Source organism: Marinobacter sp. DSM 26671 (assembly GCF_900112835.1).
Taxonomy (GTDB): Bacteria; Pseudomonadota; Gammaproteobacteria; order Pseudomonadales; family Oleiphilaceae; genus Marinobacter; species Marinobacter flavimaris.
In genome coordinates this window covers 78,339-95,502 of the sequence record NZ_FONF01000004.1, presented here as the reverse complement: position 1 = coordinate 95,502, position 17,164 = coordinate 78,339, and the positions used below count along the sequence as shown (strand labels likewise).

Below are 17,164 nucleotides of genomic sequence, written 5' to 3'. Positions count from 1 at the left end.
TCATTTGACGCATTCCTGTAACCAACAGGACAGGCTAAAAACGCAGGCATGCAGAAGAAGAACATCCCTGCACCGGTCTATGGCACGGATATTGTTCCGGCTTTCTCATCCGGTGCATTTCAGCTTGAAGCTGCACTAACGCGGGGCACTCAAACACCAAAGGCAAGGCAGTCATGGCGGCAAGACAGAATATTTTTCGGGTTCGGCGCAGCTACAACCAGTGGGTAGCCAACCAGACCCTGGAAGACTATGCGCTTCGCTTTACCGCCAAGAGTGCCCGGCGCTGGTCCGCGGCCCGGGTAAGCAACACAGCCCTGGGCGCCATCTCCTTTCTGGCACTGGAAGCCATCGGCGGCTCCATTACGCTCCACTACGGATTCGACAACGCGGTCGCCGCGATACTGGCCGTCAGCCTGGTGATTTTCCTCACCGCCATCCCGATCAGTTACTACGCGGCCCGTTACGGCGTCGACATTGACCTGCTGACTCGCGGTGCCGGCTTTGGCTATATAGGCTCCACCATCACCTCGCTGATCTACGCCTCGTTCACATTTATCTTTTTCGCCATCGAGGCGGCCATCATGGCCATGGCGCTGGAAATGCTGTTCGGGATTCCCCTGGTCCTGGGCTACCTGATTTGCTCCGTGGTGATCATTCCCTTTGTCATCCACGGGATCACCACGATCAGCCGGTTCCAGGTCTGGACCCAGCCAGCCTTCATCTTTCTCCAACTGGTGCCCTTCGTTTTCATTGTTTACGCCGATGCCTCTTCCGTCAGCGACTGGACACAGTTCGAGGGGCTTAACCCGGTTGATTCGGGTGGCTTCAGCATCGTTATGTTCGGGGCTGCTGCGGCTGTGGTGTTCTCATTGATTGCCCAGATCGGCGAGCAGGTGGATTTCCTGCGCTTCATTCCAGAACCCCGCAATGCCCGGGAAAAGCGACGTTGGTGGGCCGCCGTTATGGCAGGCGGACCTGGCTGGATTGTGATCGGCATGTTGAAAATCCTGGCGGGCTCCTTTCTTGCGGTTCTTGCCCTGAAACAGGGCGTTACCGCCTCGGAGGCGGCTGATCCAACCCAGATGTATCTGATCGCCTTCAATTACATTACCCATTCGCCCGAGATCTCCCTGGCGATGGCGGGCATTTTCGTCATTCTTTGCCAGCTCAAGATCAACGTTACCAATGCCTATGCCGGCTCCATCGCCTGGTCCAACTTCTTCTCGCGACTCACCCACAGCCACCCCGGGCGAGTTGTCTGGCTGTTTTTCAACGTCGCCATTGCCCTTCTGGTGATGGAACTGGGTGTTTACCGGGCGCTGGAGGAAACCCTGGGTTTCTACGGCATCGTCGCCATTGCCTGGGTTGGTTCGCTGGTGGCGGATCTGGTGATCAACAAACCACTGGGGCTTAGTCCCGCACACATTGAGTTCAAACGTGCCCACCTGTACGACATCAACCCGGTCGGGGTTGGTGCCATGCTGACGGCCTCTGTAGTAGGCATCATCTGCCACACCGGCATACTGGGCGTTTATCCGGAGGCTCTGTCCCATTTTATCGCCATGGGAGTCGCGCTGATCATGGCGCCTCTGATCGCCTGGAAAACCGGTGGCCGTTTCTACACAGCACGGCCATTCGTCCCCATCGCTACTGACCATCAGCTCGTGCAATGCACGATTTGTGAACATCACTTCGAACCGGAAGATCTCACCCATTGTCCCGCGTACGACGGCACCATCTGTTCACTGTGCTGTTCGCTCGATGCCCGTTGCGCAGACGCCTGCAAACCGGGGGCCGGATATCAGGAACAGCTCAATCAGTTTCTCGGGAGCCTGATGCCAAAACCGGTGTTGGCCGGTCTGCGCTCAAGGCTCGGGCATTTTCTGAGCCTGCTGGTGCTCATCAACGGCCTTTCCGGCCTGCTGCTGTCCCTGATCTATTTCAAGACGCCGGTCGCTTCACCTGCGGAAGGCCTTCTTTTATCGGTAACCCTGTGGAAGGTGTTCTTCATTCTGGTGATCGTGACCGGTGTGATCTGCTGGTTGTTCGTGCTCGCCCATGAAAGCCGGGTGGTGGCCGAGGAAGAGTCCCGACGCCAGAACCGCCTCCTGATGGAAGAGATCGTCGCCCACGAACGGACCGACCAGGCTCTTCAGCAGGCAAAGGAACAGGCGGAGGCCGCCAACGGGGCGAAAAGTCGCTACTTGACGGGGATCAGTCACGAACTCCGTTCCCCACTCAATGCCATCCTCGGTTATGCCCAGTTGATGGAAAACGACGAGACCATCCCTTCCCACCGCAAGGAAGCCCTCGGCGTGATACGCCGAAGCGGTGAGTACCTCGCCGATCTGATAGAGGGGCTGTTGGATATTTCCAAGATCGAGGCTGGCCGCCTGGACCTGCACCGCGATCAGGTTCGAATAGAGCTGTTGATGGAGCAACTGGTAACCATGTTCCGCCTGCAGGCGGAAGATAAAGGCCTGGCCTTCGATTACCACTGCCCCAACCCGCTTCCGGAAATGGTCACCACCGACGAGAAGCGGCTGCGCCAGATTCTGATCAACCTTCTCTCCAACGCCATTAAATACACGGATCGGGGCGGCGTCTCCCTGACCCTGCGTTATCGCAGTCAGGTCGCCGAGTTCACCGTACGCGATACCGGGGAAGGCATAGCCCCTGAGAATGTGGAACGCATCTTCCGACCCTTCGAACGTATCCGGACACCGGGGCAAAGCCGGGCCGGCACAGGCCTGGGTCTGACCATTACCCGCCTGCTCACGGAAATCATGGGTGGCGATATCTCGCTGGAGAGCGTACCGGGTCAAGGTAGTGTCTTCCGGGTCAGTCTGATGCTATCAAGCCTGCATTCTTCGACACCCCGCTCGATATCAATGCCGGCCAAGCGCATCTACGGTTACCACGGTTCGCGGCGAAAGGTACTGCTGGTGGATGACGATGTGTCCCACCGCCAGGTCATGCGGGCCATGCTCTCGCCCCTGGGCTTTGAGATCGTCGATCTTGGCAATGCTCTGCAGGTTTTGGCAACCGTTGAGGCCGAACGCCCTGAACTTGTGCTTCTCGACGTGTCCATGCCGGGACAAAGCGGCTGGGAAGTCCTTGCAATGCTACGACAGCACAAGCACACCATGCCTGTCGTGATGGTCTCTGCCGACGCTAACGAGGGCCACCACGCCGCAGACTCACCGCGTCTGCACGATGGCTACATCATCAAACCGGTTCGGCTGAACCTGTTGCTCGACACCATTGCCAGCGTGCTGGATCTCAATTGGCGATTCGATAAGAGCCCGGATCCCATGGCGGCTATTCCAGCACCCGACCATGGCGTTTTGCCTTTACCCAAAATGGAGCATCGCCTGGCTCTGGCCACTCTGGCCCGGATCGGACACCGGAAAGGCCTGCTTGAGGCATTGCATGACCTGAAACACAGCGGCGAGGCGGCCGAACCCTTTGCGATTGAGCTCACCAGACTCACCAACGATTTCCAGTTTGAGAAAATTCTTGAACTACTCGAGGTAGCCGAACATGAAGCTTCATAATGACCGGAAGACTGTCGTGATGGTCGTAGATGACGCAGTCGACTCCATTCGAATGATCAACGATGCCATGGAAGAGGCAGGTATGACGGTGCTCGTTGCGCTGGAAGGAAACCAGGCCCTTACGATCAGCCAGAATATCACCCCGGATGTGGTGTTGATGGACGCTTTGATGCCCCATATGGACGGCTTTGAAACCTGTCGTCGATTGAAAGAGAACCCTGCGTTCGCCGATATTCCTATAATCTTCATGACCGGTCTGAGCGATACCGAGCACGTTGTTATGGGGCTCAACGCCGGTGGTGTGGATTACGTGACCAAACCGATTAACACCACCGAACTTCTGGCCAGAATGGATGTACACCTGACGAACGCCCGCATGACCCGCAGCGCTCGTAGCGCCCTGGATACGGCCGGTCAGAACCTGTTTGCGGTGGACCGCGAGGCGAATTTGCTCTGGGGCACGCCACAGGTTTGCCAGTATCTGCCCGACGCAGCGCACCCCGAATTCCCCGAGGTACGTGCCAGACTGGAGGAATGGCTGGGCCATCGTCCCGAGCCGGGCCACAGCATGCCAGTCGAAATCATGGGCATCGACAGAACGGTAGAGTTTCTTGCCCTTGTGGATAACCGGGAATACCTGCTGAGGCTGAAAACACCACAGAACCAGAACAGCGCAACAGCAGCCTTGCGGCAACGGTTCGAGCTGACACTGAGAGAATCCGACGTGTTACTCTGGATCGCGAACGGCAAGACCAACCGGGAGATAGGGCAGATCCTGGATATGAGTCCCCGAACCGTTAACAAACACCTGGAGCAGGTATTCCGGAAACTGGGCGTAGAGAACCGGACGGCGGCCGCAGCCAGTGCAATCCGCTTGCTGGCAATCCAGTAATGGCCTCGGGCACTTTTGCTCATAGCGTCTGTCCATCGGGGTACTGTGAGCCTGAAAGCGAGAAGCGCGATGAGAAAGACTGCCACATTTTTATCAGTGCTGGTTCTGATGGGCCTGTCAGGGCTTTTGTTGGCACAGACACCATCCCCGCTCACACCTTTCTCGGAAATGCAGTCCCTGAATGATGGCTGGGAGCCTCTGGAATTCCCGAAGATAGATCAGCTCAGCCGCTATGAACTGACAACCGAAGACGGTCAGCAGGTCGTGCGGGCGACCACGGACGGCGGTGCGTCGGGACTGATCGCACGGGTCAGGCTGGAGCCCACCGATTCGCTGATTCTGCAATGGCGCTGGAAGGTCTCGAATGTCTTCGAAAAAGGCGATGCCCGGGAAAAGTCCGGGGACGATTATCCGGCAAGAATCTATGTGGCGTTCGAGTTCCAGCCCGGGAAGGCGGGGTTTTTCGAGCGCGCCAAACGCAAGACCGTCGAAGTGTTATTCGGTGAGTCCCTGCCGGGCAATGCCCTCAACTACATCTGGGCCAATACTCTCCCGAAGGGCGAGTTTGTGCCCACGCCGTACACCGAGAAAACCATGATGATTGCCGTGAATTCCGGATCAGAACAGGTCGGCCAATGGGTCACGGTGGAGCGGGATATCATGGCCGACTATCGGGAAGCGTTTGGCGAGGAACCGCCACCGGTGGTGGGTATTGCCATCATGTCGGATTCGGACAACACCGGTGAAAAGGCCACGGCCTGGTATGGGGACATCCTTCTGACCCCGGTTCCTGAGCCCTGAACACTACTAACGGTATTGCTCGGGAAATCCGGGGATCACAAAGCTTTCTCCAAGGTTTCGTATCGGCGGCACTTCACCCTTTTCAGCCAGACGGATGTAGGCATCATCGAACTCTTCCCGCAGGATCGCTGCCCGGGGATTGGCCAGCGAGAACAGCCAGGTCAGATTCCTCAAACGGATCGCCGATTCACGGATTTTCTCGTCTTTGGGCATGGTCAGGGTTTCCACAACCGGATCCCGATGGCCAAACAGGTAATGGCCTCGGCCAAGCTTGAGCATTTCCAGAGCAGCCCGATAGTTTGGAGCCTGGGTGACGTCAATCGAACCTTCCGCCTCCAGCCAGTACAAGAGCCCTCCATAGGTGTACCCGCCTATCGTGATGACGGTCTTGCCCTGCAGTTGATCGAAATGTGTAAGTGGTTCGGTTCCCTCCAGATACCAGGCACTGAGCTGGGTCGCGAGGGGAGTGACCCAGGTCTCCAGAACTTCACCATTAAGGGCGGGAACGTTGGCCGAACCTGGCCAAACGTCAATTCTACCGTTGCGCAGATACAGGTATACCCGGCTGATGGGCAAGAAGAGAAATTCCGGCTCGTAACCCGCTTCCACAGCGATCTTCCGGGTAAGCTCTATAAAGCTGCCAGCAGGGCGGCCATCGCTGGCCTGATAGGTAATGGGGGGAAACTCCACATAGGCAATGCGCAGAGTCTTGTTTACGGATTCCGACGCGCCAAGGGAGGCGGACGTAAATAATATACCTACCAGCAATATCCAAAGCCGGACAACGATCAAATGCATGGCTTCAGAGAGTCGGGAAGAATGGACCGGGCAGTTTCTGGGCATGGAATCCGTATTGTTCGGGTCTGTTTAGCCAAAGATTAACAGACCCGGAAAGATCTGCACTGACACCGCCCGCAAAAATCCGAACATAATGTCAAATATGGTTGATAACCATGTACAGACCAACACCGCCCATTACCAGCATGTAGGGAAACGCCATCACCACCATCTTGCCGTAGGACAGCCGAACCAGCGGCGCTATGGCAGACGTCAGCAGGAACAGGAAAGCCGCCTGGCCATTGGGAGTCGCAACGCTGGGAAGGTTGGTACCGGTGTTGATGGCAACTGCCAACTTCTGGAAATGCTCGTAGCTGATGGCCCCTGCATCCAGAGCCTGTTTGACTTCGCTGATATAAACAGTCGCTACGAAGACGTTATCGCTGATCATTGAGAGCACGCCGTTGGCAATGAAGAACATGCCAGGCTGCCGGGCTTCTGGAAGCGACAGCACGTAATCAATAATCGGCTTGAACAGGTGCTGTTCGTGGATCACCGCAACCACCGCGAAAAACACCACCAGCAGCGAGGTAAACGGCAGGGATTCCTGGAAAGCCTTGCCAATCTGGTGCTCATCGGTAACGCCGGTAAAGGAGGTAATCAGGATGATGACAAGCAGGCCAATGAGGCCGACCTCGGCGAGATGGAAAGCCAGACCCACCACCAGGATCGCGGCGGCAACGGCCTGTACCCAGAGCGCGGCCTGATCAGCCTTGGTACGTTTGGTCCGCTCGTTCTCCGCAAACTCTTCCAGCACCTGACGCACAGGTTTGGGCAAGCGCCCGCCGTAGCCGAACCAACGCAGCTTCTCCAGGGCCCAGCAGGTAAATAATCCAGCCGCCAATACCGGCAAACTCACTGGCGCCATATGCAGGAAGAAACCGGCAAAGTCCCAACCTACCACTTTGGCAATTAACAGATTCTGGGGCTCACCCACCATGGTGGCAACGCCGCCCAACGCGGTACCAATAGCACCATGCATCAAAAGGCTGCGCAAGAACGCCCGGAAATTTTCCAGATCTTCACGGTGCAGCTCGATTACTTCGTCATCGCTGCCCGCGTTGTGGTCCTTGTGCTGGTAGCCCTTGCCGGAGGCAACCTTGTGGTAAACCGCGTAAAACCCGACCGCCACGCTGATAATAACCGCGGTAACCGTCAGGGCATCGAGGAAGGCCGAAAGCAGTGCTGCTGCGCTACAGAACAGCAACGATAACGCCGACTTGGAACGCACACCCACCAGAATCTGGGTGAACGTCACCAGCAGCAGTTCCTTCATGAAGTAGATGCCCGCCACCATGAACATCAGTAGCAATATCACCGGGAAGTTGGTGAGCACTTCCAGATACACCGCATCCGGCGTGGTCAGCCCGATCAGAAGCGCCTCTACCGCCAGCAGGCCACCTGGAAGAAGGGGGTAACATTTCAGGGCCATGGCCAGGGTAAAGATAAACTCGGCAATCAGAAGCCAGCCGGCCGTGCCCGGCCCCAGGGTCCACATGACAATCGGGTTGGCGATGAGAAACAGCAGGATGACCTGCTTGTACCAGACGGGCGCCTTGCCAAGGAAGTTGTGGGTAAAGCCGGAGATAACGGTATTGGGCATTACGGAAATCTTCTGAGAAAACGGGTTATTGGTATTGTGTGCCAGCAGGCCCGCATCTTCCTTGATATTTGCGTACCGGGGTATGGGCCAAAGGTACAAAATGAAGACCGATTTTGGTCTTACTAACAAGCAAATGGGGAATGGGCGCTGATCAACACAGATATCTTCGTAGTATTACTTGATCAACAAAGATGTAGCGCGCGTATTTTAACCGATTTGCGTGGCTGTGAGGTCGCTTTGTGAAAAAAATACACAAATGTTCTGGGGGAAGGACACTGATGGGGTCTATTGAGAAAATTTGTCGGAGCCGGCGCGTCCCTGCGCCGGGAGGATAATGCAATCAGAACCGGTAAGTAACGGAACCGGTCACTTCACGCCGGGTGCCATACGTACCGGAGCTGTCGAAAGCCGTTGCTACATACTGTTCGTCCAGCAGGTTCTGAGCATGCAGCCCCAGCGACACCTGGCCAATGTCATAGGTAATCGCAGCATCCACCAGGGTGACATCCGGCACTTTGAGGACCGAATTATCCGCGTTGAATGCCGCTCCGAAACTCTCGCCGAGATAACGCACGCCGGCACTCACCCCCAGGCCATGCAGCATGCCGCCCCGGAAATTGTATTTACCCCACAGCGCTGCTTCATGTTCCGGTGTGTATTCCAGCGGCTCGCCCTCTTCCACCGGGTTGCTGGCTTTGGTGATCTCGGCATCGGTATAGCTATAGCTGGCGATCACATCCAGCCCATGGAACAGACGGGTGCGCGCTTCCATCTCAAGGCCCTGTGAGTTGGCCTCGCCCTTCTGCTCATTGGCGAAGGTCGATGGGTTGGTGGTCAGGTAGTCTTCCCGGGTCAGGTCGAACCAGGCCAGTGTCACCAGCGTGTCCGTATTGGGCTGGTATTTTACGCCCACCTCATATTGGTGTGCGGTTTCGGGCTCGAACGGGTTGCCGGCCGCATCGATACCTGTGGTGGGGAGAAACGACTCCATGTAGCTCACATAGGGGGCAAAGCCATTCGCGAACTGGTAACTGGCACCGGCACGACCAGTGAAGGCCTCGTCTTCCCGGCTAGCTGTGGCGCCGGTGAGATTATTGAGTGTCTCGGAACGGGCCACGTCATACCGGCCGCCAAGGGAAACCGTCCAACGATCTACCCGGATCTGATCCTGGAGGTAAATGCCGGTCTGTTTGAGTTGTCCTTCCTCGTCTTTAAACAATGGGGCATCAGGGACAGGCGCTCCATAGACAGGATCATAGATGTCCAGGTTACTGGCGGCCCCAAAGAACTGCCGGGATGACACATCGATATCCTGATGATCCAGGCCGACCAATACCGTGTGGTCTGCCGCACCCGCCTGGGCGGTCAACTGCAGCTGGTTATCCATGGCCAGTCCGTCAATGCGACCGAAACTGTCGAAGCGTGACCGGGAAATGGTTCTCTGATCCGCCAGCAAGCCGGTGGTGTAGATGGTCTGGTCGTCAACATCGTTACGGTAGTCCCGGACATTCTGACGCAGAACTATCTGGTCATTGATGCGGTGCTCAAACTCGTAACCAATGGCACTCTCGCGACGCTCATAGGCATCGTACCCTGGCTCGCCGGTAAACCGGTTGTCAGGAATCGGGCCATTCGGATTTGGCTCCAACGTGCCCTGCAACGGGTAACGTTGAGATGGCTGGGTATCGTCGTACTGCCAGTGCGCCAATACCGTCAGTCGGGTGGCGTCCGTGGGCTGCCAGGTCAGGCTGGGGGCCAGGTACTTTCGGTCGTCGTTGACGAAATCCACCTGGGTTTCGCTGTCGCGAACCAGGCCTACCAGGCGAACCGCGAGGGTATCACTGTCATTCACCGCCCCACTGATATCAAACTGACCCTGGACCAGATCGTTGGTACCAGCCTCAACGCGCACTTCTCGACGGGTGTCGAAAGTAGGACGTTTGGACACATAGTTCACCAACCCACCCGGGCCCGCTTGTCCGTACAGAACGGAAGAAGGCCCCTTGAGCACATCAATGCGCTCGGTGCCATAGGGCTCCAGGCTGTAACCGGCGGCAAAGCCGGGGTTCGCCAGTTTCAGGTTGTCACGAAACAAGCCACTGGTGGCCACATCGAAGCCGCGTACTCTCAGAAACGTGGTGCGCGGCTCGAAACCAAAGGTCTCGCCTCGGGCGCCGGCTGTATAACGCAGAACTTCGCCCAGGTTGGCGGCGTTCTGGTCCTCGATCTGATCCGCTGTGACTGTGGAAATGGACTGGGGCGTTTCAACCACGTTGGTGGTTGTTTTCGTGCCGGTAACGGTCGCCTCTGCGGTGTAGCCATCACTCGGTGCGGTGCCGCTCGGTTCGGCGGCATCTGCCGATACTTCAATGGCATCCAGCTCGGTAATATTCGCTTCCTGCGCGTACAGTATCGGGCTTGCCAGAACCCCGGCTATGGCCACGGCCAGGCCGGACGGGAGTAAGTACTGGCGATTATCACGTAACGAATTCATTGATCAGCTCCAAACAACGCGCTTTACAAGTTTAAGTGTAATGCGAATTATTGTCGTTTAGATCCGAGCTTTGGTATTCCAGAAGCCAAAAAACCTATGCGCAATGCTATTTCTTGTGATTGGCCGCCCGTTGTCGGGGAGAAAAGCCGAACTCTCGGCGAAACGCCGTCGAAAAATTGGTCGCGTGGGTGTAACCCACCCTGTTCGCGCTCTGTTCAACACTGAAGCCTTGCTCCAGATAATGTTTTGCCAACCGAAGTCGGCATTTTCTGAGATAGTCGAACACCGGCACGCCGTACATCGCCCGGAATTTCGCTCGCAAGCCGCTTGGGCTCATGGCAGCCATCTGTGCGAGGTCCTTTAGGGTGTGGTCATGGTCCGGGGTGAACTCCAGATGCTGCCTTACGAGCTCAAGTCGCTGACGTTGCTGGACCGGAACCACCGGAACATCCGGGGATTCATGCTCGTCGCCTACCAGACCCAATCCGGCAAGCTGCAGCGCGAGGCCCTCCAACACCAGGTTTTTCTGGGCGACGGTCATCGTGAGGCGTGCATGGGTCCGCAGCAACTCCTCGAACGGGTGGGGCACACTCCATTGGCGCAGGGGAACCTGGGGAAGAATGGTCAGGTCTTGTAAGCTGGAGGAGACGTGGCCCAATGTTGCGCCGCGTGGGTCGAAAGCGAGTGCCACAATTTGCAGATGCTCTTGCTCAGGCTGGTGCGCCCGTAACGGGTAGTCCGGGTGCAGCTGCATGCTGACAGCATTACCCGGTGACAGAACGTGTTCGACCGACCCGAGGGTAAGCTCAACGGTGCCATCCAGAACGACCAGCACAAGCAACGGCGCATGACCAGAAGAGACTGATTCATACGCCTGGAGCACCTGAAGCGAAGAAAACGTAAACCGAAAACCCGAAGCCAGGCTGTACTCGGCAATCTCACCCCGGGCAACGATACGGTCATCACTTCCGGTGTCGCCCTGGATGGCCGGAAACCGAAATTCTATGTCGTAAAGCTGCCCGAAACGTTCGAAATCTGCCTGACTGAATGTGTGCAACCTGCCCACTCCACGCCTATCCAACCTGGTCTGCTAACTATGCCTCTGTTGTCCGGTTACGAGGTCAATGGAGCGTCCGTACCATAGTTGCCCGTTTTGGTGGAACGAAAGGTAAGGAGGGCCAGTTGAGGTAGTCAGCAAAAAAGTCTGCGTGCCGTGAAGGATCTATAAGCACAGAAACGCAGTCGTGGATGTCACAGCAACCGTCGATGGGGGCGGCATGGTCCGGGTGCTGAAGGCTCTCCAGTGCACGGAGAATCACCGCGTCCATACCGGCCCGCTCACCGCGATCGGAAAGGGCCCGGGAGACCAGTATGGCTGAGAGAGTCAGTTCGATGTGCATGCAGGATTCATCCCGCGGCCCGTGCAGGCAAGCAAGATCGAAGGCGCTGCCAGCCAGCGAGATAACATCCCGCCACTGCCCCTGCTCACTGCAGTCGTAGGCATTCTCCATCCAGAACAGCCACAGGTCTTTGCGTTCTTCCAGCGGCAGGTCCGCGAACTGTTGGCGGTGATTGGGACACAGAAATTCCATGACGTTCTCCTTGTTTATTCACGATAATGATAATAATTATCATTATCGTAAAATACAAGAAAACGTTTATTCTGTGATCAAGGCCTTGCTGGCCTGCGGGGCTACTCTACAGTGACACTCTTGGCCAGGTTCCGCGGCTGGTCCACATCGGTACCCTTCAACACGGCCACATGGTAGGACAGCAACTGCAGTGGCACCGTGTAAACGATCGGCGCGGTAATCGGATGCACGGACGGAATCTGCATCACGTGCAGGCCCTCTTCCGCTTTGACGTCGGCCTTTTTATCAGCAAAGACAAACAGTTCACCGCCGCGGGCCCGGACCTCTTCCAGGTTGGATTTCAGCTTTTCAACCAGGTCGTTGTTCGGAGCGACAGTGACCACTGGCATTTCGCTGTCGACCAGGGCCAGGGGGCCGTGCTTGAGCTCGCCGGCAGGATAGGCCTCGGCGTGGATGTAGGAGATTTCCTTGAGCTTGAGGGCACCTTCAAGAGCCACCGGGAACTGGGAACCGCGCCCCAGGAACAGGCTGTGGTTCTTATCCATGAATGCCTTGGACATCTCGGCGATCTCGCCATCCAGGGCCAGCACATCGCTGACCTGGCCAGGCACGAGGTGAAGAGCCTCGACGATTTCAGCTTCCTGCTCCTCGGGCAGCCCATTATGACGGGCCAGGGCCAAGGTAAAGATCAGCAAAGCCGTGAGCTGGGTGGTGAACGCCTTGGTAGAGGCCACGCCGATTTCCGGTCCCGCCTGGGTCATGATCACCAGGTCGGATTCGCGAACCAGGGAGCTGCCCGGCACGTTACAGATGGCCAATGCTGCCCGGAAACCTGCTTTTTTCGCCTGACGCAGGGCCGCCAGGGTATCGGCGGTTTCGCCGGACTGGGAAATACAGAGGAACAGGGTGTCCTGCTGGATCACGTGTTTGCGATAGCGGAATTCGGAAGCCACCTCCACGGAACAGGCAACGCCCGCCAGTTCCTCAATCCAGTAACGGGCCACCATACCTGCATGGTAACTGGTACCACAGGCAATGATCTGGACATGACGAACGTTCTCTAGAAGGTTGGCGGCCTCGGTCCCTAGGGCCTGTTCCAGCACCCGGGTCCTGGTGACCCGGCCTTCCATGGTCGCCTTGATCACCTTCGGCTGCTCGTAGATTTCCTTGAGCATGAAGTGGCGATACTCGCCCTTGTCGGCGGAATCAGCGCCGTGCTCGAAGCGTGTTACCTCCCGCTCAACGGCATTGCCATCGCGGTCGAGAATGGCAATGGCGTCCTTTCGGATATCGGCGATATCGCCTTCTTCCAGGAACATGAACCGGTCGGTCACTGGCAGCAGCGCCAGCTGGTCAGACGCGATGAAGTTTTCGCCAATACCCACACCAATGACCAGGGGGCTGCCCTCACGGCATACCACGAGGTGCTCCGGTTCGTCGGCGTGTACCACCGCCAGGGCATAGGCTCCACGCAAACGGGCGATCGCCGAACGCACGGAATCATGGAGATTACCCAGTGTGCGGTAGTGTTTCTCAATCAGGTGCGCGACGACTTCGGTATCGGTCTGGGACGTAAACTCGAAACCGTCAGCCCGCAATTCTTCACGCAGCTCCTGATAGTTTTCGATGATCCCGTTGTGGACAATAGCCAGCCGGTCGCCGGACATGTGCGGATGGGCGTTGATCTGAGAGGGCTCGCCATGGGTTGCCCAGCGGGTATGGGCAATGCCCAGGTGGCCCGCGAGAGGGTTTGCTTCCATGGCATCGCTGAGTGCGGCAACTTTACCCACTTCCCGAGCGCGCTGGACACTGTGGTCGCCACCGATTACAGCCATACCGGCCGAATCATATCCCCGGTATTCCAGACGGCGCAGACCCTCAAGAAGGATACCCTGAACGTCCCTTTCCGAAACGGCGCCTACAATTCCACACATGCTGTTCTACCTGTCTGTTGATCGTTTGTATCAGTGTTTCTTCGGCTTTTCCCAACCGGCGATATTGCGCTGCCGGCCCCTTGCGACGGCCAGTTCGTGGTCGGCTACATCACGGGTGATGGTGGACCCGGCACCGATGGTGGCATCGGCCGCAACGGTAACCGGCGCAACCAGGGCTGTATTGGAGCCGACAAAGACCCCGTCGCCGAGCACCGTCCGGTACTTGTTCACACCATCATAATTACAGGTGATGGTTCCTGCACCCACATTCACATTACGGCCCAGTGAGGCATCACCCACATAGCTGAGATGGTTGATCTTGCTGCCCTCACCCACAATGGCCTTTTTGGTTTCCACGAAGTTGCCCACTTTGGTGTTGGCCGCCAGTTCCGTGCCCGGCCGGATACGTGCAAACGGCCCGATTTGGGCGCTGGCGCCAATTACGGCCCCTTCAATCACGCTGTTGGCCTTGATCTCCGCGCCATCTGCAATGGTGGCGTCCTTGATGACGCAACCGGGGCCAATGGATACATTACTGCCAAGGCTGACCTTGCCCTCGAATACCACGTTCACATCAATCCAGAGGTCATTGCCGATACTCAGCTCGCCACGGACATCTATCCGGGAGGGGTCCGCGAGTGTCGCTCCTTCTGTCATCAGCCGGTCAGCCTGCTGGCGCTGGAACCAGCGTTCCAGTTCAGCCAGTTGCAGGCGATTGTTGACTCCCTGGACTTCATAGGGATTCTCCGGCTGGGACACCGCAATACGGAGACCCTGTTCCACCGCCATGGCAATGATGTCGGTCAGATAATATTCGCCCTGGGCGTTGCTGTTGGAGAGCGTCGGCAACCAGGTTTTCAGGTGTTTCGCCGACACCGCCAGTATCCCGGTGTTCACTTCGCGGATCTGCTGCTGCTCGGGAGAGGCGTCTTTCTGCTCGACGATCGACTGCACGTCGCCATCAGCACTCCGGACAATCCGTCCGTATCCCTGGGGATTGTCCATGGTGACGGTCAACAAACCCAGGGTGTGGTCATCAAGTGTCCCAACCAATCCGTCGAGCGTCTCATGACGAGTCAGAGGCACATCGCCGTAAAGCACAAGAACACGGGCGTCATCGGGAAGATCCGGCAGGGCCTGAGCCACAGCATGGCCGGTACCCAACTGCTCACTCTGGGTGACCCAGTTTACCGAGGCCTCATCGGTGGTTTCCCGAACCTTGTCAGCACCATGACCTATGACCGTATGGATCCTCTCGGCGCCAAGCTGTTTGGCGGTGTCGATCACGTGATGAAGCATAGGGCGGCCGGCAATCGGATGCAGCACCTTTGGCAGTGCGGATTTCATTCTGGAACCCTGGCCAGCGGCCAGAATGACGACGTGTAGCGGGCTCATGGAAAAGTCAGGCTCCCGGAGTGTTTACTCTCTGAATGCTGAAAATAAAAAAACCGCACCCTTCAGGGCCGGACGGCCAACGCAACACGTTGGTCTTCCAGCCGCTCAGGATGCGGCTTCGGTGTTCGGCAAACCCGAAACGGAAATGCTTAGCGCATTTTGTTACGCAGCTGCTGGATGGTACGAAGCTGGGCAACAGCCTCGGCCAGCTCTGCAGCGGCACGGGAGTACTCGAATTCACCAGTCTTGTTGGCAAGTGCTTTCTCGGCTTCTTTCTGAGCTTCGAGCGCGGCTGCTTCGTCCACATCCTTTGCACGAACAGCGGTATCCGCCAACAAAGTCACCAGATTGGGCTGGACTTCCAGATACCCGCCGGACACGTAAAGAATTTCTTCCTCACCGCCCTGCTTGATAATCCGAATAGGGCCCGGCTTCAGCTGGGTCAGCAGTGGGGTGTGACCCGGGGCAATACCCAGGTCACCTTCAGAGCCCGCTGCGATCAGCATTTCCACCAATCCGGAATAGATCTTTGTTTCGGCACTTACCACATCACAATGCACGGTCATACCCATGTCAGTTGCCTCTTTGATCGATCCGGAAACAAATGCGTCGGCTCAGATTAGCTCTTTGCCTTGCTCTTCATTTCCTTCGCTTTCTCGACCGCTTCCTCAATGGTACCAACCATGTAGAACGCCTGCTCGGGCAGTTCATCATAGTCGCCATTCAGGATGCCCTTAAAGCTGCTGATGGTTTCCTTGAGGGAAACGTACTTACCGGGGGAACCGGTGAATACTTCAGCAACGTGGAACGGCTGGGACAGAAAACGCTCGATCTTACGGGCACGGGCTACAGTCAGCTTGTCTTCTTCTGACAGTTCATCCATACCCAGGATGGCGATGATGTCTTTCAGCTCCTTGTAGCGCTGCAGGTTGGTCTGCACGCCACGGGCCACTTCGTAATGCTCCTGACCGATGATCAGCGGATCCAGCTGACGAGAGGTGGAATCCAGCGGATCGATCGCCGGGTAGATACCCTTGGAAGCGATGTCACGGCTCAGTACAACGGTAGCATCCAGGTGCGAGAAGGTGGTTGCAGGCGACGGGTCAGTCAAGTCATCCGCCGGTACGTATACCGCCTGGATGGACGTGATGGAACCGTTCTTGGTGGAGGTAATACGCTCCTGCAGCTGACCCATCTCTTCAGCCAGAGTCGGCTGGTAACCTACCGCAGACGGCATACGGCCGAGCAGTGCGGATACTTCGGTACCTGCCAGGGTGTAACGGTAGATGTTGTCGACGAACAACAGTACGTCACGACCTTCGTCCCGGAACTTCTCGGCCATGGTGAGACCGGTCAGGGCCACACGCAGACGGTTTCCGGGGGGCTCATTCATCTGGCCGTAAACCATGGCAACCTTATCGAGAACGTTGGACTCCTTCATTTCGTAGTAGAAGTCGTTACCTTCCCGGGTCCGCTCACCAACACCTGCGAATACGGAGAGACCGGAGTGCTCTTTCGCGATGTTGTTGATCAGCTCCATCATGTTTACGGTTTTACCAACACCGGCACCACCGAACAGGCCAACCTTACCACCCTTGGCGAACGGGCAGATCAGGTCGATAACCTTGATGCCGGTTTCCAGCAGGTCCGCAGACGCTGCCTGATCGGCATAGCCCGGTGCCTTACGGTGAATCGCCCAACGCTCTTCTTCGCCGATCTCGCCGGCTTCGTCGATAGGACGACCCAGAACATCCATGATACGGCCCAGAGTCTGGGTACCAACCGGTACCGAAATCGGGTTGCCGGTGTTTTCTGCTTTCAGGCCACGCTTCAGGCCTTCGGTGCTGCCCATGGCGATGGTACGAACAATGCCGTCACCCAGCTGCTGCTGGACTTCCAGAGTTGTTTCGCCACCTTCAAGCAGCAGTGCGTCATATACTTTGGGTACGGAGTCACGTGGGAATTCCACGTCGATAACCGCGCCAATGATCTGAACGATTTGTCCGCTACTCATGCTCGGTTCCTCGTTATCTTGATAGTCAATAAAACCAGTTGGATT

12 protein-coding genes are annotated in these 17,164 nt (G+C 57.0%); 3 read left to right on the top strand and 9 right to left on the bottom strand.

Annotation, left to right across the window (positions count from 1 at the left end):
- Window positions 1-173: 173 nt before the first annotated feature.
- The 3 genes from BM035_RS05900 to BM035_RS05890 all read left to right on the top strand — a co-directional run bounded on the left by BM035_RS05900 (window position 174) and on the right by BM035_RS05890 (window position 5,250).
- Complete coding sequence (locus BM035_RS05900) at window positions 174-3,557, top strand: ATP-binding protein (protein ID WP_092030668.1); 3,384 nt, start codon at window positions 174-176, stop codon at window positions 3,555-3,557.
- Window positions 3,544-4,449 (top strand): response regulator transcription factor, encoded by a 906-nt coding sequence (locus tag BM035_RS05895; protein ID WP_053113353.1) that lies wholly within the window; start codon window positions 3,544-3,546, stop codon window positions 4,447-4,449. The genes BM035_RS05900 and BM035_RS05895 overlap by 14 nt, the downstream gene beginning before the upstream one ends.
- Before the next feature lie 108 nt (window positions 4,450-4,557).
- Window positions 4,558-5,250: a DUF3047 domain-containing protein gene (locus BM035_RS05890; RefSeq protein ID WP_175497351.1), complete on the top strand. Its 693-nt coding sequence runs from the start codon at window positions 4,558-4,560 to the stop codon at window positions 5,248-5,250.
- A 6-nt stretch (window positions 5,251-5,256) separates the two neighbouring features.
- Here the strand turns inward: BM035_RS05890 and BM035_RS05885 are convergent, their stop codons facing one another.
- The 9 genes from BM035_RS05885 to atpD form a co-directional block, all read right to left on the bottom strand.
- Window positions 5,257-6,093, bottom strand: a complete 837-nt coding sequence (locus BM035_RS05885) for a substrate-binding periplasmic protein (RefSeq protein WP_254775390.1) — start codon at window positions 6,091-6,093, stop codon at window positions 5,257-5,259.
- A gap of 91 nt (window positions 6,094-6,184) precedes the next feature.
- A complete protein-coding gene (nhaB, locus tag BM035_RS05880) occupies window positions 6,185-7,690 on the bottom strand; it encodes a sodium/proton antiporter NhaB (RefSeq protein WP_092030666.1) in 1,506 nt (501 codons plus the stop codon).
- A gap of 340 nt (window positions 7,691-8,030) precedes the next feature.
- The gene (locus BM035_RS05875; RefSeq protein ID WP_092030664.1) at window positions 8,031-10,184 is read right to left on the bottom strand and encodes a TonB-dependent siderophore receptor; all 2,154 of its coding nucleotides are present in this window, start codon (window positions 10,182-10,184) and stop codon (window positions 8,031-8,033) included.
- Between the two features lie 106 nt (window positions 10,185-10,290).
- Complete coding sequence (locus BM035_RS05870) at window positions 10,291-11,250, bottom strand: helix-turn-helix transcriptional regulator (protein ID WP_092030662.1); 960 nt, start codon at window positions 11,248-11,250, stop codon at window positions 10,291-10,293.
- Window positions 11,251-11,305: 55 nt separating this feature from the next.
- Entirely contained in the window at window positions 11,306-11,776 is a 471-nt protein-coding gene (locus BM035_RS05865) for a hypothetical protein (protein ID WP_092030661.1), read from the bottom strand.
- A 101-nt stretch (window positions 11,777-11,877) separates the two neighbouring features.
- Window positions 11,878-13,710 (bottom strand): glutamine--fructose-6-phosphate transaminase (isomerizing), encoded by a 1,833-nt coding sequence (glmS, locus tag BM035_RS05860; RefSeq protein ID WP_092030659.1) that lies wholly within the window; start codon window positions 13,708-13,710, stop codon window positions 11,878-11,880.
- A 30-nt stretch (window positions 13,711-13,740) separates the two neighbouring features.
- Window positions 13,741-15,105, bottom strand: a complete 1,365-nt coding sequence (glmU, locus tag BM035_RS05855) for a bifunctional UDP-N-acetylglucosamine diphosphorylase/glucosamine-1-phosphate N-acetyltransferase GlmU (protein WP_053113388.1) — start codon at window positions 15,103-15,105, stop codon at window positions 13,741-13,743.
- Between the two features lie 149 nt (window positions 15,106-15,254).
- The gene (locus BM035_RS05850; RefSeq protein ID WP_008172596.1) at window positions 15,255-15,677 is read right to left on the bottom strand and encodes a F0F1 ATP synthase subunit epsilon; all 423 of its coding nucleotides are present in this window, start codon (window positions 15,675-15,677) and stop codon (window positions 15,255-15,257) included.
- A 47-nt stretch (window positions 15,678-15,724) separates the two neighbouring features.
- Complete coding sequence (gene atpD / locus BM035_RS05845) at window positions 15,725-17,119, bottom strand: F0F1 ATP synthase subunit beta (RefSeq protein ID WP_008172594.1); 1,395 nt, start codon at window positions 17,117-17,119, stop codon at window positions 15,725-15,727.
- Window positions 17,120-17,164 lie beyond the last annotated feature (45 nt).